At 45.4% G+C, this 22,979-nt stretch carries 12 protein-coding genes and 1 pseudogene; 2 read left to right on the forward strand and 11 right to left on the reverse strand.

All coding sequences use genetic code 11. The features are described from left to right. Nucleotides 1-264 precede the first annotated feature (264 nt). Both G519_RS0114980 and sigK read right to left on the reverse strand, forming a co-directional pair. Complete coding sequence (locus tag G519_RS0114980) at nt 265-966, reverse strand: ABC transporter ATP-binding protein (RefSeq protein WP_127527868.1); 702 nt, start codon at nt 964-966, stop codon at nt 265-267. 114 nt (nt 967-1,080) lie between these two features. Further along, nucleotides 1,081-1,665: an RNA polymerase sporulation sigma factor SigK gene (gene sigK / locus G519_RS43095; protein ID WP_084160172.1), complete on the reverse strand. Its 585-nt coding sequence runs from the start codon at nt 1,663-1,665 to the stop codon at nt 1,081-1,083. A 232-nt stretch (nt 1,666-1,897) separates the two neighbouring features. Between sigK and G519_RS0114990 the strand changes: the two genes are divergently transcribed. Beyond that, a complete protein-coding gene (locus tag G519_RS0114990) occupies nt 1,898-4,411 on the forward strand; it encodes a heparinase II/III domain-containing protein (protein WP_029195402.1) in 2,514 nt (837 codons plus the stop codon). A gap of 138 nt (nt 4,412-4,549) precedes the next feature. Here the strand turns inward: G519_RS0114990 and arfA are convergent, their stop codons facing one another. The 9 genes and pseudogenes from arfA to G519_RS43100 form a co-directional block, all read right to left on the reverse strand. Next, on the reverse strand, nt 4,550-6,064 hold the full coding sequence (gene arfA / locus G519_RS0114995) for an arabinosylfuranosidase ArfA (RefSeq protein ID WP_029195403.1): 1,515 nt from the start codon (nt 6,062-6,064) through the stop codon (nt 4,550-4,552). Between the two features lie 23 nt (nt 6,065-6,087). Next, complete coding sequence (locus tag G519_RS0115000; RefSeq protein ID WP_029195404.1) at nt 6,088-9,189, reverse strand: glycoside hydrolase family 2 TIM barrel-domain containing protein; 3,102 nt, start codon at nt 9,187-9,189, stop codon at nt 6,088-6,090. A 34-nt stretch (nt 9,190-9,223) separates the two neighbouring features. Further along, complete coding sequence (locus G519_RS0115005) at nt 9,224-10,834, reverse strand: response regulator (protein ID WP_029195405.1); 1,611 nt, start codon at nt 10,832-10,834, stop codon at nt 9,224-9,226. A gap of 7 nt (nt 10,835-10,841) precedes the next feature. Then, nucleotides 10,842-12,593: a sensor histidine kinase gene (locus tag G519_RS0115010; RefSeq protein ID WP_029195406.1), complete on the reverse strand. Its 1,752-nt coding sequence runs from the start codon at nt 12,591-12,593 to the stop codon at nt 10,842-10,844. Nucleotides 12,594-12,686: 93 nt separating this feature from the next. Further along, on the reverse strand, nt 12,687-14,090 hold the full coding sequence (locus G519_RS0115015) for an ABC transporter substrate-binding protein (protein WP_029195407.1): 1,404 nt from the start codon (nt 14,088-14,090) through the stop codon (nt 12,687-12,689). A gap of 151 nt (nt 14,091-14,241) precedes the next feature. Then, entirely contained in the window at nt 14,242-15,105 is an 864-nt protein-coding gene (locus G519_RS0115020; protein WP_051253411.1) for a carbohydrate ABC transporter permease, read from the reverse strand. A 16-nt stretch (nt 15,106-15,121) separates the two neighbouring features. Further along, nucleotides 15,122-16,015 (reverse strand): carbohydrate ABC transporter permease, encoded by an 894-nt coding sequence (locus G519_RS0115025; RefSeq protein WP_029195409.1) that lies wholly within the window; start codon nt 16,013-16,015, stop codon nt 15,122-15,124. Between the two features lie 187 nt (nt 16,016-16,202). After that, on the reverse strand, nt 16,203-19,361 hold the full coding sequence (locus tag G519_RS0115030) for an alpha-mannosidase (protein ID WP_029195410.1): 3,159 nt from the start codon (nt 19,359-19,361) through the stop codon (nt 16,203-16,205). Between the two features lie 314 nt (nt 19,362-19,675). Next, a pseudogene (locus G519_RS43100) lies at nt 19,676-20,385 on the reverse strand (IS6 family transposase). Nucleotides 20,386-20,709: 324 nt separating this feature from the next. On the opposite strand from G519_RS43100, the gene G519_RS0115040 reads away from it, so the two are divergent. Then, on the forward strand, nt 20,710-22,971 hold the full coding sequence (locus G519_RS0115040; RefSeq protein ID WP_029195411.1) for an AraC family transcriptional regulator: 2,262 nt from the start codon (nt 20,710-20,712) through the stop codon (nt 22,969-22,971). Nucleotides 22,972-22,979: the final 8 nt, after the last annotated feature.

Consider the following 22,979-nt stretch of genomic DNA (forward strand, 5'->3'; position numbering starts at 1 on the left):
ACTAACGATCTTTATTTTCCTTGATCAATAAAACCACTCGATTTTTCCCTTATTTCTTTGTAACATACAGCTCCTGAACTCGGCTTTTATTAAAAGTTCGTCAACAAAATTCTTCTGTTGACTAGTAAATCCATTGCTTGCTATCACAATCGGTCTCTCCTATTGGGACGAAACGTCAATTCCTTTAATAGGAATAGAGCTAATATACTGACATGAGAAAGAAGCATATGTATCCAACTAAAAGAAACCAGAACCCCATTTTTCCTATGGAGTCCCGGCCTCATCATTTAACTTAACATTCTCCAACAACCGACCATCCCGAAACCGCACAACCCGCTTCGCATGCTGTGCAATCGCATGATCATGCGTTATCAAAATTATCGTTCTACCCTGATCATACAACCTCTTAAAAATATCCATAATCTCGATGCCCGTTTTCGAATCCAACGCACCAGTCGGTTCATCCGCCAAAATAATCGCAGGATCTCCCGCCAACGTTCGCGCGATCGCCACCCGCTGTTGCTGCCCGCCGGATAATTCCGAGGGCATATGTTTCCTTCGATCTATTAAATCCACCGCTTCCAACGCCTTCATCACAAGCGGTTCTCTTTCTTTCCTTGACAATCCCCGATAGATCAATGGCAGTTCCACATTCTCATACGCACTCAATCGTGGCAGCAAATTAAAGCTCTGAAACACGAAACCGATTTTCCGATTCCGAATCTCAGCGAGTTGCGAATCCTTCATCTGGTTAATCGCTTTGCCATCCAAAACGTACGATCCTGTATCAGATACATCCAAACATCCGATGATATTCATCAGCGTGGACTTCCCCGAGCCAGAAGGACCCATAATGGCGACAAACTCACCTTGTTCAATCTCTAGGGAAACATCATCTAGCGCACGAATCGTTTCCCCGCCAATCACATATTGCTTACAGACATGATCGATTTGAATCAAGCTCATATCCTTCGCCTCCATTTTGCGATCCCAAGATCCCTAACAATGAAGAATGCGAATCATTCAAACTCTTTCTCCCGTCGCCTTTACTGCTTAGCCTTTATTAGGCCTTACCCCGTTTTACCGCTTTGCCTTATAAAACTCATGATATAGCTTCATGAGTGCCCGTTTCTCAATCCGCGACACATAGGACCGGCTAATACCCAGTTCCTTCGCGATCTCCCGCTGCGTCCGCTCTTCTCCGCCAAGCTCCAAACCAAACCGACCGACAACAACTTCCTTCTCGCGGTCGTCCAAAATCTCTAAATTTTTATATATCTTCGACTTCTCAATCTTCAGCTGCACCGCATCCACCACATCATCCGCCTCGCTGCCGAGGATGTCAATCAAAGTAATCTCGTTCCCCTCTTTGTCCGTTCCGATCGGGTCATGCAAGGATACATCTTTACGTGTTTTTTTCAAGGAGCGCAGATGCATCAAAATCTCATTCTCAATGCAACGTGCTGCAAAAGTTGCCAGCTTTGTGCCCTTATTCGGTGAGAAAGATTCGATAGCTTTGATCAGGCCAATCGTGCCGATGGAGATCAAATCTTCCAGATCTTCCCCTGTATTATCGAATTTTTTGAGGTTGTGAACACAAAGCAAGGTAAACTTTCCTCTACAGATGCCCGTTACCGGGATGCGAAATACATTTCCAGTTGTCATTCTCTATAATTTCACCAACCGTTGTTGGACTAAATATCTGAAAGATTGAAGTATTATTCTTTTTAGCTCATTGTCGCGTCCGGATTGTGCATCCCCCTTCTCTCCCCTTAAGTTTTCAGTTGATTTCCCCCACTTCCTTACGTGAATTGTCCCACTCTCTCGATCAGAGCTGATGCTATATTGGTAGAAGTGGTATAAATAATAAATAAAACATTATCGGAGGTACACGAGCATGAGAAGCCACTCTAAGATAGAGACGGCCAAACGTCCTTTCGCCTGCTATGATGCGGGGCAGCTGGAGGGTATTCGTATCCGGATTTTAATGCAACCAGAACTGCGAGAGGAATATGAGCGCCAGTTAATATTGTCTGATGCCTATGCTGATGAGGAATTGTCTTTGCCTATTCACCTGATAGACGCTTTCCGAACGGCCCCCTTTGTGTTCCGAACACCGGAGAACGCTGGATATATGAAATTCGCTTTTCACATCCGAGGAATGGGTGAGGTTTGGATCAGACAGCTGCAGCTGACCCATTCGGAGAGAGGATTGCCTATCCCACTGGTAAACGGCAGCTTTGATCGTGGGTTAACCGGGTGGACTGCTACGTCGCTGTCCTCTTCAAGTTCGGCCTTCCTTGTGCCTTCCGAAGTCCCCAGACTCGGGCAGTGCTTGTACGTGATGAACCCGTCGGATGACGACCTGGTGCGCTTGGCCTTTACAGATCCGATTCCGGTATGTGCCCAAGAACATTACAGCATTCAAACGACCCTTCGATTGGATGAACTCTTATCGGATGGCGTATACGTCGAAATCAGGTTCCTAGACGCTGCCGGACAGCCTATGGATACGATATATACTTCGCCCTCCTTTAACCGTAAGACGCCGACCACTTGGGCCGCCCTGCTGGAGACAGCTGGAGCGGATTCCGATGTCTATATGGTGACGGGGGATGCGGTGTACGCGGAGCGAGCTAAGCGGAAGATCCTGTACATGCTGCCTGATATGTGCCAAGGCATGGATATTTTCAAGGCAACCGGCTGGCATGTGGATGATACCTACGGAGCGGTCCATATCGGACGGGGCATGGCGGTGATATCGGTCATATATGACCAGATCGATGACTCCGGAGTCATCCTTCCTGAGGAGGACGTAGCCATCAAGTCACTCTTCCGCTACATAGCCGGATTGATGATGGATACCGAGTATTACCAGTTCGACCTGGAGCAGTTTCCGGATGAAAAGGGAGGCAAACGGAGCAACTGGAACGCGGACCGCGCCACCGGTCTCGGGATCTATGCACTGATCTTTTCGGAGGAGGAGCTAACGGAGGAATACCTGGAGCATGCCTGCTCCGTCGTGGATTGGCAGCTGGAGCATGTGGTAGACCGGGATGGCGCGTGGCCGGAGAATATCCGTTACCATGGTGCCGTGCTGCATCGGTACTTTCTTTTCTTCACGCTACTGCAGCGTCTGAGGGGTATAGACTATTGGTCCCACGACAAGGTAAAGATGATGTATCGGTTCTTAATCGGCACGGTGACCCCGAAGGATTCAGTTCAAGGTGGACTGGATTCAGCACCTAAACTGCTGTCTCCTGCTGTTGGCGATTCCAATGTCCATGACCAGTGGTTCCGAATGTTCTCCTATGCTGCGCCCTTCTATGTGAAATCGGATCCACAGCTTAGCCGGGAAATGATGTGGGTCTGGAAACACGGGGGCGGAGTGATTCGGGATACAGGGGCTTATCCCTGTACCCTGCTGGCCCTTCTCTACCCGCAGCCGGAGCTTCCACAGGAAGCACCTACTCTGACTTCCGTTCACTATCAGGGGATTGGGTATGTTATCTTCCGACAGCATTTCGGTCTATGGGGTCGGGAAAACTATTCCGTATTCGAGTCTTCCCCGTTGACCTATCATGCACACCACGATGAAGGTCATTTCTCCATATGGGCGGATTCCACCCCTCTTACCCTGGATCCTGGGACGGGAGGATATTACAACGGGGACCGCCACTGGTACCTGAACGGAAATGCGCATAACGTGGTTCAATTTATTGACGAGTCAGGACTTTTTCAGAATGGCCCATTAAAGAGCATTTGTGAGGAAGTTTGCTTCTCGGACCAACTGGATTATGTCCGAAGCGTAATTCCAGATGTCAATGCCGAAGCCTACCATCGCCACTTTGCCTATGTGAAAGCAGGCGTGGAAGTTTATGTTGTTTGGGATCATATCCGGAGTCAGAAGAACAGCGTCTGGAATCTACATACATTGAGTTCCACCTCCGATATAGAGAAGAACCGGATCACGGCACACTGCTTAAATGAAATGAAACTGGAAGTTACATTCCTAGAGCCCAACCGGATTTCTGTAACGGTGGACCATGGGGCTGTATCCGGTGCTTATCCATTAGCAGTTCAGGAACATTTCCGCATTAGCAACAATTCCGGCAACGATTATCTGACCTTGCTCTATCCGAAATCCGGTGAATCGTCCGGGCTTACCGTACTTTCTCTGCCAGTCGGTCCCGATTCCCCTGAACTTCAGATTTACAAGGTGCTCCGAGATGAACAAGCCTTGTTCCTCCTGCTCGTGAACGGTTCGGAAAAAGGACAAACATTCTCGTTCCAAGCGAATGCACCACTTTTGAAGCTCCAAGACAAGACATCACATAACCCGGATCAGAACGGGCAATGCCACATTAAAGTGAACGGAGGCAGGCTTGCTATTCTTATCAAAACCCTATGAGATCAACCCAAATAGCAGGGTAGTTCTGCGAGATGCCAAGGTATGAAATAGAAGCTCTTCAATCATATTAAGTAATGATCTCATTATAACAAACAAGGTCAATCGAAATTACATCGACTGACCTTGTTGTATATTTATTTAAGTAGCTGGAATAACTTCCAATCGAATTACATTCCAAGAAGTCTTGGAAAGTCTTGCATGAACATGCCCGTCTTCGGCTCGTGCGGTTCCACGGTTATGAGGAATAACATCCTCCGGATGACTCTTGGTGTTTGCTGCCTTAATATTGTCATGTTCGAGCACCAGATGCTCGAGTAACCTAACTTTGCCGAAGCTGCGAAGGTTGACATCCAGGTCAAGTGTATCGTTAAGATGTCTGTTGACGGCAAAAACCGTAATTTGACTCCTTTCCTCGTTATAGACACTGATAGCTTCCAAATACGGTACATCCGTAAAGTCTTTGGAGTCATATTTGGGGGATCGGATGACAGGATGCAGAACTGTTCCCCTACCGTAAAGGGAAGCATGAAGATAGGGATAATAAGTGGTTTGCAGCCAGAGAGGTCCTCCGTTTTCGGTCATAATGGGTGCAATTACATTGATAAGCTGTGCCAAACAAGCCATTTTCACCCGGTCTGCATGCTTTAGCAAAGTGATTAAACAGCAGCCAACAACAAGGGCATCCTCGAGGGTGTATGTATCCTCAAATTCAGGCGGCGCAACCTGCCAGCGTTCTGTTGCACGGCTGGAGCCAATCGTATTCCAAACGTTCCATTCGTCCATGGAAAGGTATAGTTTCTTTTTACTCCGTTTTTTGGCTTTGACGTAATCACAGATGGAAGCTACATTCCCGATGAATTGATCCATATCCAGCGAACGGGCAAGAAAATTCTTCGAATCGTTCTCGTTATTGTTGTAGTAAGTATGCAAGGACAGAAAATCTACTTGATCATAAGTCAGATCTAGAACGGTAGCTTCCCAATCTGCAAAGGTCGACATTCCGCTGCTGGAGCTCCCGCAAGCGACAAGCTCCAGATTAGGATCAACCCATTTCATAACTTTAGCCGTTTCATTGGCCAACCGACCGTACTCTACTGCCGTTTTTGCACCGATTTGCCAGGGGCCGTCCATTTCATTACCTAAGCACCATGTTTTGAACCGGTGGGGCTCCTTGTATCCATGGGAAATTCGGAGGTCGCTCCAGTATGAGCCGGATGGATGGTTGCAGTATTCAACCAAATTCCGCGCAGCATCCACGCCTCGGGTACCAAGATTAACAGCCATCATCACATCTGAACCGACACGCTTAGCCCATTCTGCAAATTCATTGGTTCCAACCTGATTGGTTTCCGTTGTCCACCAAGCCAGCTCCAGTTTACGTTTGCGCTCCGATTGGGGGCCAACACCATCCTCCCAATTGTAACCTGATACAAAATTCCCACCTGGATAACGAATAATCGGGACCTGCAATCTTCTGATAGCCTCCAATGCATCACGGCGGAAACCGTGTTCATCCGCGGTTGGATGCGAGGGCTCATAAATCCCTCCATATACCGCACGACCTAGGTGTTCAATAAATGAACCGTAAATTCTCGGATCAACCTCTGCTAGAATAAAATCTTTGTCGATGACCATGAATGCTTGTAGCGCCATTGCTGATTCCTCCATTGAATGAATTAAGAAATACCCTTGATCGTAAAGCTATAGGCATAGCTGCGGTTTGCATATAGCGTAAACTCGGGATGTGTCTTTGACAACCAACTGTCATCGCCGCCGACCCCCATCTGCCGGTAGTTAACTCGCAGAGCCACTTTGTCGCTTGGAGGCAGCTTATACATATGATCATGCGCTTCTAGTTCGGTCGGCGTATACGGCAGAGCATTCAGCTCCACGGTTGGAGCACCTTCAATCCGTAATCCAATGCCATCGCTGCGGGTCAGTTCGGCCCATCTGACATCCGTTTTGTTTCCGCATTCCTGAGGACGCAAATACGGCACATACTGCTCTTCAACCTTTCCGTTGTAAATGCCCAATCTAGCACTTTCAGCACGGTCCCAATGATTTTCATGCGGGCCTTTACCGTACCACATAAGGTTCTCGAAGTTCGCTTTAAGCTGAAACATCACACCGATCTCCGGAATTTCAGGGAGGTTTTGCCCTGGTTGCAGCTCCTCACGAATCTGAATCTCACCATTCCCCATTACTACATACAGCAGTTTACAAAACGAAACATTTGTCGTTGGTAAGGTATACTCTACCGCAATCTCAACCTTTTCGTGGTAAGAATGGATATTCATGGCATGCAGCTTACGCTTCTGTCCAGCTTCCTTCCAAGTAGCACAGCGTTCAGGGAGCTTGTTACCCTTATCGTTGTCGATACTAGCACGCCAGAAGTTAGGTATCGGAGCTTCTTTCATTATCTCGACTCCCTTGTACATATAGGAAGTTAAATCGCCCGTCAGCTTGCTGACGGTCGCATTGAAATCTGAATTAAAAGCCGTAAAAGCTGTATCCGACTCTTCCGTTTGCAGTTGCATAGCAACTGAAGCTTGTACAGCATGCGTCTCAATTGGAAGCAGGAACTGCTCAAACGCCACTTCGTGGCCGGCGGGCGCCCATAGCGTATCGCCTTTCTCCAGAAGCCGGACTATCAAGGTATACTCATCTCCATCTAACGCATCAGTGGGCAGCTTATAGGGGAGCGTAAACTCTGAAGTGAAACCCGCATCCACAATCAGTGGAGCGATTCCTTCCTCCACCACTATTCCGTTTTTCGCCATTTCCCATTTAAAATCATAACCGTTTAAGTTCGTAAACAAATAGTTGTTCGTTACACGGATACGGCCTTGCTTCAAATCTACTGTCTCGAACTTAACATTCTGATAGCATTTCTTCACTTCGTACAATTTTGGAGTTACACGGCGATCTGCAAAAATGAGTCCGTTCCCGCAAAAGGTGCCATCATTCGGTGTATCGCCGAAATCCCCGCCGTATGCCAAATATTCGATGCCATCCGGGGTTTTCGTGCGAATGGCTTGGTCGATCCAGTCCCAGATAAAGCCACCTTGTAAAATGGGATACTTGTCAAACAGCTCGGTATATTTAAAAAGATTCCCACTGGAATTCCCCATTGCATGGCTATATTCACACAAAATAAAAGGCTTCTTCGGGTTAGAACGTGCATACTCTTCAACTTTATACGGTGGTGTGTACATTTGGCTTTCGATATCAGTAGCTGCATCGGATTTGCGGCATCGTGTAACGCCTTCATAATGAACCAGCCGAGTTGAATCATTGGATCGGAAGAAATCGTGCATTTTAATAAAATTGTCACCGCCCCAAGACTCGTTGCCTAGTGACCAGATGATGATAGACGGATGATTTTTATCCCGCTGCAGCATAGAATTAGCGCGATCTAATACATTTGCTGTCCATTCCGGTTTACTCGCTGGGACTGTCCATCCTTCCTCCTCTTGAAAGTTTGACCAACTGCCGTGTGTCTCAAGGTTCGTTTCGTCAATCACATAAAGGCCATATTCGTCACATAATTCATACCAAAGGGGATGGTTCGGATAATGCGAAGTACGAACTGCATTAATGTTATAGGCTTTCATCAGTTGAATATCGCGCACCATATCGTCATAACGAATGGCGCGGCCGGTATCGCAGTTAAACTCATGACGATTCACGCCCTTAAATAGGATGCGCTTACCGTTGATCTTCATCAAACCGTCAATCAACTCAAATCTTCGGAACCCAACGCGGCAACTCACCGCTTCAACGAATTCCCCGGAAGCATTTTTTAGCACCAAAACCAAGTTGTACAGAGAAGGCGTCTCAGCGGTCCACTTCATTGGGTTCTCTACCTTTGTAAATAGCTGCAGCTCCCGCTCATTCTCGTCATCTAACACCACGTCCGCCGACAATGGCACCAATACTGGATTTCCGGTCGTATCGTAAAGCATGACTTCCAGTGTATGTTTACCGAGCTGCTCACCGAACACATTAGTCACCGTTGCTTTTACTTGCAAAAAACCGTGTTGATTCTCGTCGTCTAAATCAGCGACTACACTGAAATCGTAAACATGCGCCTTCGGCGTGCTGTATAAATACACATCGCGGAAAATCCCGCTCATCCGCCAAAAATCCTGATCCTCCAACCAACTGGCATCGCACCAGCGGTAGACCTCTACAGCCAGTTTATTTTCACCATCTTGCAAATAAGGAGTCAGATCAAACTCCGCAGGAGTAAACGAATCTTCGCTGTAACCGACCAATTCACCGTTAACCCAGACGTAAAAAGCTGACTCCACACCCTGAAAACTGATATAAACAGGCTGTTTTTTCCAAGCTTCAGGCACTGTGAACGTTCGCACATAAGCGCCAACGGGATTATATTGTATCGGTGCAAAAGGAGGCTTAATATCCTCTTTCCCTTCCCATGGGTATTTAACGTTTGTATACTGCGGATAATCGTAGCCATGCAGCTGCCAGTGTGCTGGAACTTGGATATCGTCCCAGCCGCTTGTATCGTAGCCCACTTCATAGAAATTGACAATGCGCATATCCGGCTTCTCGGCGAAGCTGAATTTCCACATGCCATTCAGTGAAACAGTGTATCTCGATGCGCTTCTGTCCCCCTTCAGCGCTTCTTCCACCGAAGCGTATGGCATTAAAGTCGCATGAGCCTTCATTCTGTTCAATTGGAAAATCTCCGGGTTATTGTTCCACTCGGGGTAACCGTTCTTCGGAAGTATATATTGAAACTTTTTATGCATAATTAATGTGCACCTCATTGGCTAGATTTTATTTTCACTTTGTATACAGATGTTTAAATTCGGACGGTGTCATGCCTGTATGTTTTTTAAACAGTTCACTAAAATGTCTTCTGTCTTCGTATCCTAAAGCCTGGGCGATCTCTTGAACTTGCTTGCCTTCAAGCAGCATGGCTTTCGTTTGCTCCATCCGCTCTGATGTTACAAATTGGGTTACTGTCATTCCGGTTACCTTCTTGAACAGATTAGCAAAATAACTGCCGCTCAAATAAACCAGTTTTGCATAATCATTGACCGTCATATTTGAAGACAAGTTTTGCCGTATGTGCGCAATGACTTGTTCTACAACCTGGTTCACATCTTCTACATGACGTTTCTGAATGAACGCACAACCGATCCGGCACATTTCCTTGATGTTGTCTTGAAGTTCCTTCAGCTTATATGATGAAAGATTTTTGATGTAATACTGTTGACGTTCTATCTTTTCCATTTCCTCAAGTGTTAGTTTTTCAGAGAATACACGGTTGATTAGAAAGGCCAGCTCATCACACATCCCTTTGACCACTTCGGGAGCCGGAGGCATAGACGCATTGACGGTTTCCTCAAATAGCTCGTCCACAATGCCGCTCGCTTTTTGCAAGTTCCCCGACCTTAAGCAATAAAACAGCTCTTTTTCCTTTTCCGGGGAGTATCGAGGCAATGTTTGAGGAACAGGGCTCATATTCCGGTAACTGTACACGGTGTTGCCTCCCGTATAAAAATTATAGGAAAGAGCTGCGAACGCTTGGGAGTAGGAGTAAGATATTTGATGTATCTCCTGCACTTCTTCCCCAAGTCCTATGGATATTGTATATTTGGAATATTTATTGACATTCTCACGGCATCTTTCCGCAATTGTTTCCGCATTTAAGAAAGCCGACGGATTGAAAATGGCCACAAACCGGTTCGTTTGATCACGGAAGACAAATCCTTTCGTGTGTTCCCTTAAGCTTTCTTCCAAAATATTGTGCACGGTAAACCGGATCAGTTCTACCTCCTGCATAGGGAGCGTTTCCGTTTGCTCGGTGAACTGATCGATTTCCGTCAGCATGACAATAAAACGCTCTCGCTCAAGTGCTATATTTAAGAAATCCCAACGTTTTTTCGCTTGTTCAGGAGTCGTTCGGAACTGCAGCAGCAGTTGAAAATATTCTTGTCTTAAATATGGCAAGCTTTCCCGCAGCTTTCTTTCCATCTCACTGTAACGCTGTGTTTCTGAAATTTCCTCTTCAATCGACTGTTTCGCCTTTAAAACCACTTCGATAATTTTTTGAGGAGTATAAGGTTTTACAATGTAATCGAACGCACCTAGACGAAGTGCCTCCTGCGCATAATCAAAATCTGTAAAGCCGCTTAAAAAGACAATTTTCGTTCGTGGAAACATGTCCAAAACCTGCCTGGTCATCTCCAGCCCATCTTTTTTCGGCATTCGGATATCCGTCAGCACAATGTGGGGCTCCGTTTCTTTGATGAGATCGATGCCTTGCTCACCGTTGCTGGCGGTGCCTGCAATACAAATACCGTAATTCTCCCAATTAATTTGGTTCGCAATGCCCTGCACCACGGTTTTGATATCATCAATTACACACATTCTAAGTTCGATCGTCACTGCGTTATCACTCGCCTGTCAATGGTATAGTTAGTTTCACCGTGGTGGAGACATAAGGTTCGCTGTTCAAACTGATATCTGCTTGATTGCCGTAGTATAGTCGCAGTCGTCCATAAACATTGCGAAGCGCGTAGCTTTTTTTGGATGCTTGATCCCTCCGCATATCCGCGTCAACGGATTGGACATCCATGCCTTCACCGTTATCCTCCACTCGAAGATTCAGATGATCTTCGGATCTGGAAATAGAAATCCGAATTTTCCCCATACCCTCAATCCCTTGAAAACCATGCAGGATGGAGTTTTCCACCAAAGGCTGCAAGATAATTTTCAAAATGGGTACATCCAGCAGAGACTCATCCTCCAACTCAATCGAATACTCAAACAGATCCTCGTAGCATTTTTGCTGAAGGATTAAATATTGCCTTACGTGATCAATCTCCCTAGCTAATGTTGTCATCTCGTTCCCGCCATTAAGACCAAACTGGAACAATAAAGACAGCGAGGTTATCATCTCCGTGACATCCCGGTTCTGAGAGGTTTCCGACTTCCAAATCATCGTATTTAGTGTGTTATACAAAAAATGCGGATCAATTTGCGCCTGAAGCGCTTTGATCTCCATCTTGCGTTTCTCGGACTCGGCTTCCTTGACTTCTTCGATTAGGGAGGAAATCTCCTCGAGCATACGGTTAAATTTTAACCCGACCTGCGTAACCTCATCTTCATATTTGCTTGTGAAACGCACATCGAGGTTATTTTGTTCCACTTTCTTCATCAGTCCCTGCAGTTTGTGCAGCGGCTTCAATAGAAAGCTCGAGATGACATTAGACATCACGATGGCCAATATGGCGCAGCATAACATGATCCAGAGAGTAGTCGTTTTGATTCGATTAACCTGATGAAGCAAATCCGATTGTTTTTGCACACTGACCATCATCCAATTGTCCGCCATGGTTAACCGCGAATAATTGACCAGATACTTGTTACCAGCGATGTCGTATTTGAAAAATCCGCGGTCTTGATTCTGCAACTGGTTTAAAAAATCAGGGTCGCTTTCAAATAAAGCCTTATGACTGCTTAACGGGAGTACGGTATCACCTTTTCTTGTTATCAGATAATAGTTTTTAGATTGATCGAGCAGGTCATCCGTGACGACCTTGCTAATGGCCTCTTCCTTAACATTAACTACCACATAAACATCATGAACATCCGCCTCCGTTATAGGCTTCATAACCAACGAAATAACCCTCTGTTTTCCCAAAAAAAGGGGATCTTCGTGATTTTCCACCCACGCGACACGGTCGGCGGTGTTCAAATAACGCGAAAAAATCGTATCCTTTAAACGAATCTGACCGTTACGAAGATCGTTCGTGGCAAACAGTTCGCCAACAGGAGTATAAATTAAAACGGATTGAATTGAGGGCTCAATCAGTTTCATTTGCCCAAGAGGCGTTTGCAAAGAAGATAACCGTGTATAGTAGGATGCTGAATTATTTGAAAAAACATCATCCATGGCGTTCTTGAATGGATCGCTAAGCATCATCGAAGAGGTCGTGACAATGATGTGCCTAAGTTTTTCGTCAAGCACGAGCGCAGATTTATTCAACGTATTCTGACTGGATATAAACGCTTCACTTTCTGTTGATCGAAAGGCAATCCAATAGGACATCATGCCTGTCAGTGAAATGGAGATAACTGTCAGCATCAAAACCGAAATCCATAACCGTCGGCGGAGCGAAAGCTGATAAAACCATTTTTTCAAGCTGTCTCCCCCTTCTTCATTCGATAATAGAGAAGAGACGCGCTGCTTTCGGCCGCGCGCCCCTTACCCTATTGTATCCATTAAGCTTTCTGGCTATTTTGCGAGGCTGCCCTGCAGTTTACCCGGATCAAAATTCGGATCCGCCTTCATCTTCGTTTCTCCCGCGGTTCTTGCTTTCTCCAGTGCTGTATTGTAGCGGGTTGTCAAATCATTTAGGATTTTGTCCAAATCTCCGCCTTCGAGCATGTATTTGATGATTACGTTACCCGTTTTTACTCCCTCAACCTTCGTTTCCGCCACACCAGTCGGTGTAGGAGCGTATAGAGCGTCGAACTTACTAGGTAAGAAACCTTCAATACCTGGCATAACAGGCTTTTTCGCGACGGCATTAACATCCGGTACAATCGAGATCCCAAAACCTTTTTCGTGGTATTCCTTCTGGAAGTCTAAATTATAGATGTACTCCAAAAATTTCCATGCTTTATCTTTGTTTGGCGTGCCTTTATTGATTCCAATATAATTACCTGCATTGGCAAGGGCTACAGTTCCCTGTTGTTTCCCGTCAATGGTTGGAGGCAGTGCCGCATTCCAGTTAATTTTTGTCGGGAATTGGCTTTGGTATACAGCCGGTTCGCCGGAGTGGTTAAAATACATACCAATTTTCCCAGCTGCGAACTGTGCACGAAGAGGATCGATGTCAAGTGACTCAACACCCGGCAGCATGCTGCCATCTTGCTTCATCTGGCGAAGTCCCTCTACAATTGGCTTGTATGCCGAATAATCGTACTGACCCGTTTTATAATTGTAGCCATCCAGTACGGAAGTTCCGCTAAGTGATCCAATCGGATTGGCAATCCGCGAGAAGGCAGAACCGGGATTTTTAAAGTTTTCCGCAAAGCCGTAAGCTCCGATATCTTTGCCAGCCTCGGTAATTTTCTTGGCATCTTCAACCATTTCCTGAATCGTTTTTGGCGGTTCTGTGATTCCGGCTTTTTTGAATAGATCTACGTTATAAATCAATCTCCAATATTGCCCTGTGTTCGGTAGCGAATAAATTTTACCATCGACCATATTACTTTCTTCAACCAGTAAATTATTATAACGCTTCTTCATTTCGTCTGTCATCATATCGTTGAGTGGCAATAGATACCCTTTCTTCACAAAGCCAGAGAAATCGTTTGTCCGAAAGATGTCGGGTGCTTGCTTGCTTGCAAAAGCAATGTCGACCGACTGGTTAAAGTTATCAGCTAGTACCGTCATCTCAACTTCAATGTTGTCCTTGTTCGTTTCATTGAACTTTTTGATAACTTCCTTCATGTAATCAGCGTCGTGACGGTCAACGGTCCAGTAAGCAAGTTTCGTCTTCTGCCCTGCTGCTGGTGCTGTAGTTGCGCTAGCACTATTGCTATTGGGCTGATCGGTTTGTCCACCGCAAGCCGCAAGTGAAGCTACCATCGTAACGCCAAGCAGCGTGCTCATTATTATCTTTTTACTCATGTCGTTAAACCCTCCTGTTTTTATCTAACTAGAATCGATGCATGCATCATGTAACTGTTTTCATGATAAACCTTTATCAACTTGAACCGTGAAGGACAATTCAACTTTCCATGTGTGGGAAAATCACTCTTTTAGTATGTTTTTGCATCCTTTATCCTTTTACGCTTCCTGCAGTTACCTGGATGAATGACTTATTCGCCAAGACATACACCACCAGAATTGGCAGGAAAGACAAGCACGCTCCGGCCATCATGAGTTGTGCTTCTGCAGCTGCTCCTATACCATAGCGTAAATTAGCCAGCCCCACCGTAAGTGTTTGCAGTTTCGGGTTCGTCATCGTGAAAACCAGCGGCAAGATATATTCGTTCCATGCGCCGCGGAACGTGAACAAGGCAGTGACTCCAAGAGCAGGACGCAGCAGCGGGAGGATAATTCGCCAGTAAACCGTAAAGAAATTGCAGCCGTCGATATAGGCAGCCTCATCCAAATCCTTAGGAATCGCCTTGAAAAAGCCGATTAGCATAAAATAGATGACAGCATGCGAGCTGATCAAGATGATGATGACGCCCCACAGTGATTTGTTCAAACCAAGTTTAACCATTAGATTGAACTGCGGCATCAACACAACCGCACCGATTGAAATAAACATCGTACTGGCCTGTAGACCCACATACAATCGTTTGCCTGGGAACTTCGTTCTGTCAACCGCATAAGCTGACATCGTAGCGACGAGCAGCGTTCCGATCGTCACGATTATGCTGATAAAGAGGCTGTTCCACGTAAACTGAGCAAAATTCGCCTGTTTCCAGGCTGTTGCGTAATTGGAGAACTTCCATACGGAAGGTAATAAAGTTGCTCCCGTTGTCAACTCTGCATTCGTTTTTAATGATCCTAAAATGGCCATTATAATAGGAAATATCGTAAAAAAGGCTATGGCTATCAAAAATATCCATTTGATGATTTGACCGATAAAATGGCCACTCCTGAAACCACCTGAATTCATACTAGTAAGCATCCTATATCCTCCCTAATTAATCCTGATTCAAACGTTTGGATAGAAAGAAATAAACAACCGTAACCAGACCAACAATTAAAGCCGTTACGAAACCAGCTGCGCTGCCGTAACCAACCTCCTGTACAGTCGGAGATACGGCCGAAACTGGGAAAAACAGCTTGAATACATAGAGATACATGACATCGGTTTTACCGAAAGGGCCTCCCTCGGTCATAACCATAATGCTTTCATACCCTTTCAAGGAATTAATGATGGCGAGCATAACGATCATTTGCAGAACAGGTCCTAGCATCGGAATCGTGATGTACCAAAACTTTTGAACCACATTCGCTCCATCAATTGATGCGCTTTCGTACAAATCATCCGGAATTCCTTGCAATCCTGCAATGAATAGCAGCATGTAGTTACCGATCGCACCCCATACAGCCATAATAATTACGGTTAGCATGGCATAATCCGGCCCCAGCCAATCGATCGATTTAGAGATTACACCATACTTCAGTAAAAATTGATTGAGCAATCCGTTATACGAATTGAAAATCGTAAAGAATACGATGGCCATGACAGAGGTACTTATGATGGTCGGCATAAAATAGACAGCACGCAACAGTACTTTTCCTTTCATACCGCGATTCAAAATAACAGCAAGTATAAGTGAAAGCGGCAGGACGATAATCAATTTTCCGCTTGCATAGATGAGCGTGTTGTACACGGAGTGCCAAAACTCCGTATCACGCAGCAATCTCGTAAAATTATCGATGCCGATAAATTTCTCTTGTCCGTACCCCTGATAATCGTAGAACATATAACGAAACGCCCATACAAGCGGGTATATTCCTAGCGCCAAGGTTAAAAACAGACTTGGAAAAATAAATACATAGGAATTGAAGAGAGAATTCCTTTTGCGCATATTACATCTACTCCTTAAGCTTTTTGTAGTTTAAGCATATTACAACCGCGCTAAAATGCGGGAGTGGTAATCCAACTGTGTCCGTAGGACAAATCAACTGTCTTCATCACCCGGTACGTAGCTTGATGGATATAGGACTAACGCAAACAAGCCACAAAGAGATTTGCGGCCTTGTTTGCGTTTATCATTATTTAAAATGGACAATAAATGTTTTGATCTCATAAGGCGTCATCTGAACATGTATCAAAGCGTTGTACTGCTGATCTCCTTGAGGGCGTTCGAGTAGATCACATTCCTGCCAGGACTCGACCCGGGCGTCGCTCAGAATTTCCACTTGTCCGCTTATGCCTGCAAACTCGTGTATTCGTAGAATGATCGCGTCTTGATCCTCGGCTTTTTTAACCGCATCAATCATGACATGATCACAGGAAAGGCGAAACAAGCTGAACGAGGCTTTAGCAGGCTTCCCATACGCATACGTAAGTGGATTATTAAGCGACCATGCGGATTGCACCGTTTTCCCTTCATACCAATCGCCAGGATGCGGAAACAGCGAATACGTAAATTTATGCTCTCCTATATCAGCCGTAGGGTCAGGAACCATCGCGGACTTGATAAGCGTAAGTCTCATCACATTGTCTTTAATATCATAGCCGTATTTGCAATCATTCAAGAGGCTGACGCCATATCCTCGTTCAGACAAATCAGCCCACTGATGGCCAACCGTCTCAAACCGCGCATAGTCCCAACTTGTATTCCAATGCGTAGGACGCTTTACATTGCCGAATTGGATATCGTATGTTGCCTCCGTTGCCCGAATTCGCAATGGAAATGCAACTTTCAACAGTTTACGCTGCTCGTTCCAATTGACATGGGTCTGGAAATCTATTCGACGGCTGTGCGCATAGACCACCATATCCTGTACAATTGTAGATTCCATATATGACCACTCAAAACGTACGACCGCAGCCAAAAGACCGCTGTCCGTCACTTCGATTCGGTTCAGACAGTTCACTTCCTGCTTTTTCTCCGTATAAAAAATGTCAATGTCCCACGCCTCGTGCCGACCTTTCGGCTTATCTTCGAACACGTCAAATCGGTTGCCTTTTTGGCCCTCAGCGAGTATTTCCCGGTTCTCAATGCGATCATAGAGCCGTTCAATCTGACCACTGGCATTCCATTCGATTTCATAAAAAGGCGTTATTAAGCCATGATCCAACTTTATGAAAGTAATCTCCTCAAACTTTTGCACAGGCGTATCAACGTGTTCCACGGGACGAATCGCAGTGTATCCCATCGAAGGAATTCGCTCCACCTTAACCCACCGTTTTCCATCTACGAGTTGAGTCTCCAGCGGACGATTTAGAGCATCCAACCAAACTTCTTCAACTTCCGCCGCTTTCGCTTTGGGCAAGCATACGATATCCGTTTGCTCCCACGGAGAACTGTTGAACACAAGCACTTCACGCTCATGTTCCCCCTCTGCCAAAAACGATACGGATTGATTCCACACTTTTTCTCCAATTGCGAGTGCTTCGTTGTACTCGGCTCTGCTGTCCTCATAGACCTCGCGAATCGACGAACCAGGGATAATATCATGGAACTGGTTTCGTAAAATAATTTTCCAGCCTTCTTGCAGAGGAAGGGAGCTCTCACCCTTCGCGGCAGCCTCGTTAACATTCAAAATGCTGCTCATAGCTTGCAACCATTCGGTTTCCCGAAACAACAGCTCCAACTTCCGATTCATAAGCTTGTTGTAGGCTTGGCTTGTATAGGTACCACGGTGCAACTCCAGGTACAACTCGCCGTCCCATGTGTGCACGTAGGAATTTGAGTTAGAGACCCGCTGCTGCAACTCATTAAAGTATTCGTCGGCGCGCCCCGTCTTCACCGCAGGAATCCCGGGTATTTTATCCAATCTGCGCCTCATCTCAAGCATTTCGCGATTTACACCGCCTCCGCCGTCCCCGAATCCATAAGCAAGCAGTAAAGACGAATTCAGCGCCTTATCACGGTAGGCATCCCAAATCCCCTGTACTGACGATGGCGTAACTTTCCCGTTGTACGTATAGTAGAAGGCTCCTTCACTTGAACCAGGATCAGGCGTCGTTATGAAATGCGTCAGTACTTCCGTTCCATCAATCCCCCGCCACATAAAAGTGTCATGAGGCATCCGATTATATTGATTCCAGCTGATTTTTGTTGTCATAAATGACTCAATTCCGGATTTTCGCAAGATTTGCGGCAGCGCCCAGCTATAACCGAACACGTCCGGCAACCACAAATACTTGCATTCAACACCGAATTCCTCACGGAAAAATCGGGTTCCATACAAAAGCTGCCGCACAAGCGATTCACCGGATGCTAGGTTGCAGTCAGCCTCCAGCCACATTGCACCGCCCGCTTCCCATCGTCCTTCCCGAACACGTTCCTTGATGCGCTCATAAATTTGCGGATAATCCGACTTGATATACTCATACAGCTGTGGTTGCGTTTGTAAGAAAATGTACTCCGGGTACTGCTCCATTAAACGCAGCACCGTGGAAAAAGATCTCGCTGCCTTTTCCCGTGTATGCTTCAGCTGCCAAAGCCAAGCGACGTCTATATGCGTGTGCCCGATGCATTGAACCACAACCGAGTGTAGCTTTGGCATCGATGACAATGCCATTTGAAGCTGTTCCTGAGCCCTGGCCACTGAGCTGTAAAACGTATCGCTCCCTGGCCTCGACCAATCGAGTAGCAGAAAGGCCTGATCCAGCATCGACAGCAGCTCGTGCCGTTCCGGACGATTTTCATCCAGTATGCGAACCGTTTCCAGCAAAGCTTTGGCCGTGTAGTACAGATCGTCGCATGCTTCATCCAGCCAGCACACGGTTGCCAATTCCAGCTGGCTTTCCATTTCACGGCAGCTTTGGTAACCGCCTAGCCCAGACCACAAGCGGAAGCGAAGCTGCACCTTGGAACCAATCAATTCTTCGTGCAAAAATACTTCCTCATGATTTGAGTCCACACCTTGATATGGCACACCGTTTAAAAACAGAAGCGATTCGAAACCGCTGTTCGTTCCTTCTCCGGTTTGTCCTAGCTTAAACCGGCCCAGCACCTTCCTTCCTTTCCACTCGGCGGGAATAATTAAATCAGCTGCCAGCCAGTAGTAAACATCGCGACCTTTCCAACGGTCACCTATACGAATGTTATCCCACTCGCCGTCTTCTGAAGGATAGTCTCCAATGACGCCACCAGCATCGAGTTTGATTCGAAAAGTATCTATAGCCCTTTCACCACGATAGCGAAGCGGTTCCAGTTCATTGATTCGCGCATGTAATTTCTCCACTGTCCAAAACATCTAAATACTCCCTTCAATCCTTTGACGTTGCTACCGTCATATGAATTAACCATTATCATGAGACTTATTATTCTTCTACTATCTCTAAGGGATAGATATGAATATTTTAATGGATAACAATCTTAAGACGTGATAGGTAAACCGATGATTCATAGGGGGTAAATTCATTTTTATAAAACATCCAATAAGCCCACACACCAATTGTTCGCCTTTGTTAAAATGAGATAATGTTCTTGTCAAAATCGGGTAATGATATAAATGGTTGTGGTGCAAATAATGAATAAACACAAACCTCTAGTATTGTAAATTGATTGTTACGCCATCGAACCGAATAACTGCTGGAAGAGTTGAACGTTGTTAGGGACAGACAAATTTTTCAATTTGACCTGCCCCTTTTTGATTATATGCATCGTTTCAATGCCTTGAATCGTTTTCTTAGCCGTTTCAAATGATTTAAAACCAAGCATTGGACATGTCCTTTTCTTTATAAATCGATGATCTTGTTCGATAATATTATTCAAATACTTGACCTGCCTCATCAAAATATCTTGAGGTAGTTCTTTGTTTTCTTTAGAGTTTCAATAGCCGCGGGATAGGAAGGGTTTTTATCAACGGTAATCACTCTTGGTGTTTGCACGTGATCCAAAGCTAAGGCTTTTTGAAAAAAGAGTTCAGCAGCTTTCGCATCTCTTTTCTCGCTAAGCATAAAGTCTATCGTTTTACCCGTCGAATCCACAGCACGGTAGAGATAGGTCCAATGACCTTTCACTTTGATATAAGTCTCATCGCAACGCCATGAATCATTCACAGTCTTTAAATGAGGACGAACCCTCTTTGCTATTTCAGGAGAATATTCATGGACCCATCTCATAATCGTTGTGTGAGAAATGGATATTCCTCGTTCAGACATTATTTCTACTAAATCTCGATAACTGAACCGATATTGAAGATACCATCTTACCGTTAGTAATATTATTTCCGACTCGAAATGTTTCCACTTGAATATATTTGAACTATTTTCCATATTAATTTGCACCATCTCAAGTTGTCCATACCTTCAATAATATCAAGAATGAAATTCTTGCACCACAACCCCGCCTTGTATCTCACCCTTGTGCAAATATTGAATATGATAGTTCCCATATTTTCCATCGAAACAATATTTTCTTTTTCAAAAAATATTTGTGTTTCCACTCTATTTACATATTTCCATTTTTTATTATAATTCAAAGCAAAGGATATCTGAGCCTATGGGAAGTCGGTGATTTCTTCACAATTGGTTCACCTCATCATGTAACCGCTTACTCTAAATATTTATTTTGTGGCGTATTCCAGAAGGGGGACACTTATGAAAAAAAACAGGTTCAACCTGTTAGCCAAATTGTTGATTTCCTATATATTGGTGCTGCTGTTTCCCGTCATCGTTATTCTATTCTACTATTACCCGAATTCAACGGAAGTTGTGAAGCAAAAGGAAATGGACTGGAACGCTCATGTCACCGCACAATTCATGAACTCGATGGATATTTTCACCCGTTATGTGTACAACCTTCCATCAGAGCTAGTGAACAACCAGGAGATCAAGTTGTACTTGGCTGGGGACGACGATTATCAAAGAATCGTCATTGCAAACGAAATGCGGAAATACAATGCGACGGATGCATTCATCGACAACACCTTCTTGTATGTGAAAAGCATCGGCTTTCTGTTTGCCAAGACAGGAAGTGCCTACAGTATTCACGACTTTGAGAGTCCGGGCGTCGGATATTATTATGAAAATTGGCCGCATAAAGCCATGTTCGAGGAATTGAACAACTTGACTTCATCGACGGTTCGGCCTGCGGAAAACGTCATCGTATCCGGTAATAACCGGACGCGAATGCTGACGTTCTTATCTCCGTTACCGTTAGGCGGCCTCAACTCGCCCGGTACAGTGCTCATCATGGTGAAAGAGGAAACGATTATCCGGCTGATGAAGTCGGTTTCCGAAGCTTTTACTGGTGATTTCTTTATTTTCGACCCAAAGGGAAACCGTTTGGTCGCTTCAAACGAAACCTCCTACAGTCATTCGAGTGAATTCAAAGATATGGTGTCCGGCTTGGGTGAGCATCGGTCCGGATCAGGTATTTATCAGATCAACGGCAAATCTTTTATCGTTTCGCACGAAGTATCGGATAAAAACGGCTGGAAATATGTTACTTTGATGGCTGTGTCTGAAACGTTGCAAGATATCCGATTGATCCAGCGCAACACCGTCGTTCTTTTTATTTTGATTTTATTACTCGAAGTGATCGTCATCTATGTGTCCATCCGTAAAAATTATCATCCGATTAAAGGTTTGGTCCATTTCGCTAAAAACCTGTTTACGGTAAGAGAGCCGAGTACAATGAACGAAATCGATACGATATGGTATGCGCTGGATCAACTTTCCTCCGCCAACAGCAGGCTGGATGAGAGTGTAAAAAGCACGCTGCCTGTCATACGTGATAATCTGTTGTTCGAGCTGATATGCGACCGTTATCCGACATGGGACGCGTTTCAAAAGGAGGCCGATCCGTACGGAGTTTGCTTCAACTATTCTCATATTACGGTTGTTGTCCTTTCTTGCGAAACAAAAGAAGGCGGCATCGAAGCTGTTGCTGAATATTGCCGGATGGAGGAGAACAGACTGCCAGAAGGACTTCAAGGGTACTTCTTCAATAGCATTTATAATCAAGAGATCGTCTTTGTTGGCTCCCACAACACGATCTTTCAATTAAAGGCGTATCTCTGCGTTCTTCAGCAGGAGCTGCTCGAACGGACTGGCCTACGTACGCTGATCGGAATTGGAACACCGGGACAATCCCCGGAAGGAGCTCACCTATCTTATTTGCAGGCCATTCGCGCTGCCGAGCATCTTCGGGTCCGGAATCAATACTCGGTTCTTGTTTTCGACGAAATCGAAGTCCAGCAAACTAGTGCAGTTTCCTATTTTGCAGAACAACTGCAATCGCTTGAGCTATTCATTTTAAAAAACGACGTCCCCTCAGTTGAATCGGTTATGGAGCGCATCATCGCATATATCGGGCACGACGGTACGCCGCCGCATATGGTCAGAGCTGTTTATTTGAACACGGTCATTGTCATATTCAACGGACTGCAGCGTTTCCGGCAGAGCGACCAAAGCTTGCTGCAATTGACCAGCGTCTCTTACCTTCATCGTTACACGATCGAGCAAATGATCGATATTATGCGTGAAAGCTGCTGCAAGCTTTGCGATCTCATTCGCAGCTCACAGCCAACTTCCAGAACAGCCTCACAGAATGACATCCTTGCGTTTATTGAAGGAAATGGTATGTATCCTGAATTTTCGCTGCAGCTCATTGCCGATCATTTTAGCATGTCGATTTCGGGCTTCAGCTATCACTTCAAGAAAACGATGGGACAAAATTTCAAGGAATATATCGATCAGCTTCGTATTCAAAAATCCATCGTATTACTTCGAAGATCAGATGAAACGCTGGAATTGATCGCGCAGCAAGTCGGCTATTCAAATACGTCGAGCTTTATTCGCTCCTTCAAAAAAGTGGTCGGTATTACGCCGGGCCAATACCGGGATTCAAACAAATGAATGAAAGC

The organism is Paenibacillus alginolyticus DSM 5050 = NBRC 15375, from assembly GCF_000422905.1.
GTDB classification, from domain to species: domain Bacteria; phylum Bacillota; class Bacilli; order Paenibacillales; family NBRC-103111; genus Paenibacillus_E; species Paenibacillus_E alginolyticus.

Bases quoted from the DNA above. Each gene is read 5' to 3' on its own strand.
- G519_RS0115025 (WP_029195409.1), bottom strand. From the start codon at position 16,015: ATGCGCAAAAGGAATTCTCTCTTCAATTCCTATGTATTTATTTTTCCA.
- G519_RS0115020 (WP_051253411.1), bottom strand. From the start codon at position 15,105: ATGCTTACTAGTATGAATTCAGGTGGTTTCAGGAGTGGCCATTTTATC.
- G519_RS0115015 (WP_029195407.1), bottom strand. From the start codon at position 14,090: ATGAGTAAAAAGATAATAATGAGCACGCTGCTTGGCGTTACGATGGTA.
- G519_RS0115030 (WP_029195410.1), bottom strand. From the start codon at position 19,361: ATGTTTTGGACAGTGGAGAAATTACATGCGCGAATCAATGAACTGGAA.
- G519_RS0114980 (WP_127527868.1), bottom strand. From the start codon at position 966: ATGAGCTTGATTCAAATCGATCATGTCTGTAAGCAATATGTGATTGGC.
- G519_RS0114990 (WP_029195402.1), top strand. From the start codon at position 1,898: ATGAGAAGCCACTCTAAGATAGAGACGGCCAAACGTCCTTTCGCCTGC.
- arfA (WP_029195403.1), bottom strand. From the start codon at position 6,064: ATGGCGCTACAAGCATTCATGGTCATCGACAAAGATTTTATTCTAGCA.
- G519_RS0115000 (WP_029195404.1), bottom strand. From the start codon at position 9,189: ATGCATAAAAAGTTTCAATATATACTTCCGAAGAACGGTTACCCCGAG.
- sigK (WP_084160172.1), bottom strand. From the start codon at position 1,665: ATGACAACTGGAAATGTATTTCGCATCCCGGTAACGGGCATCTGTAGA.
- G519_RS0115040 (WP_029195411.1), top strand. From the start codon at position 20,710: ATGAAAAAAAACAGGTTCAACCTGTTAGCCAAATTGTTGATTTCCTAT.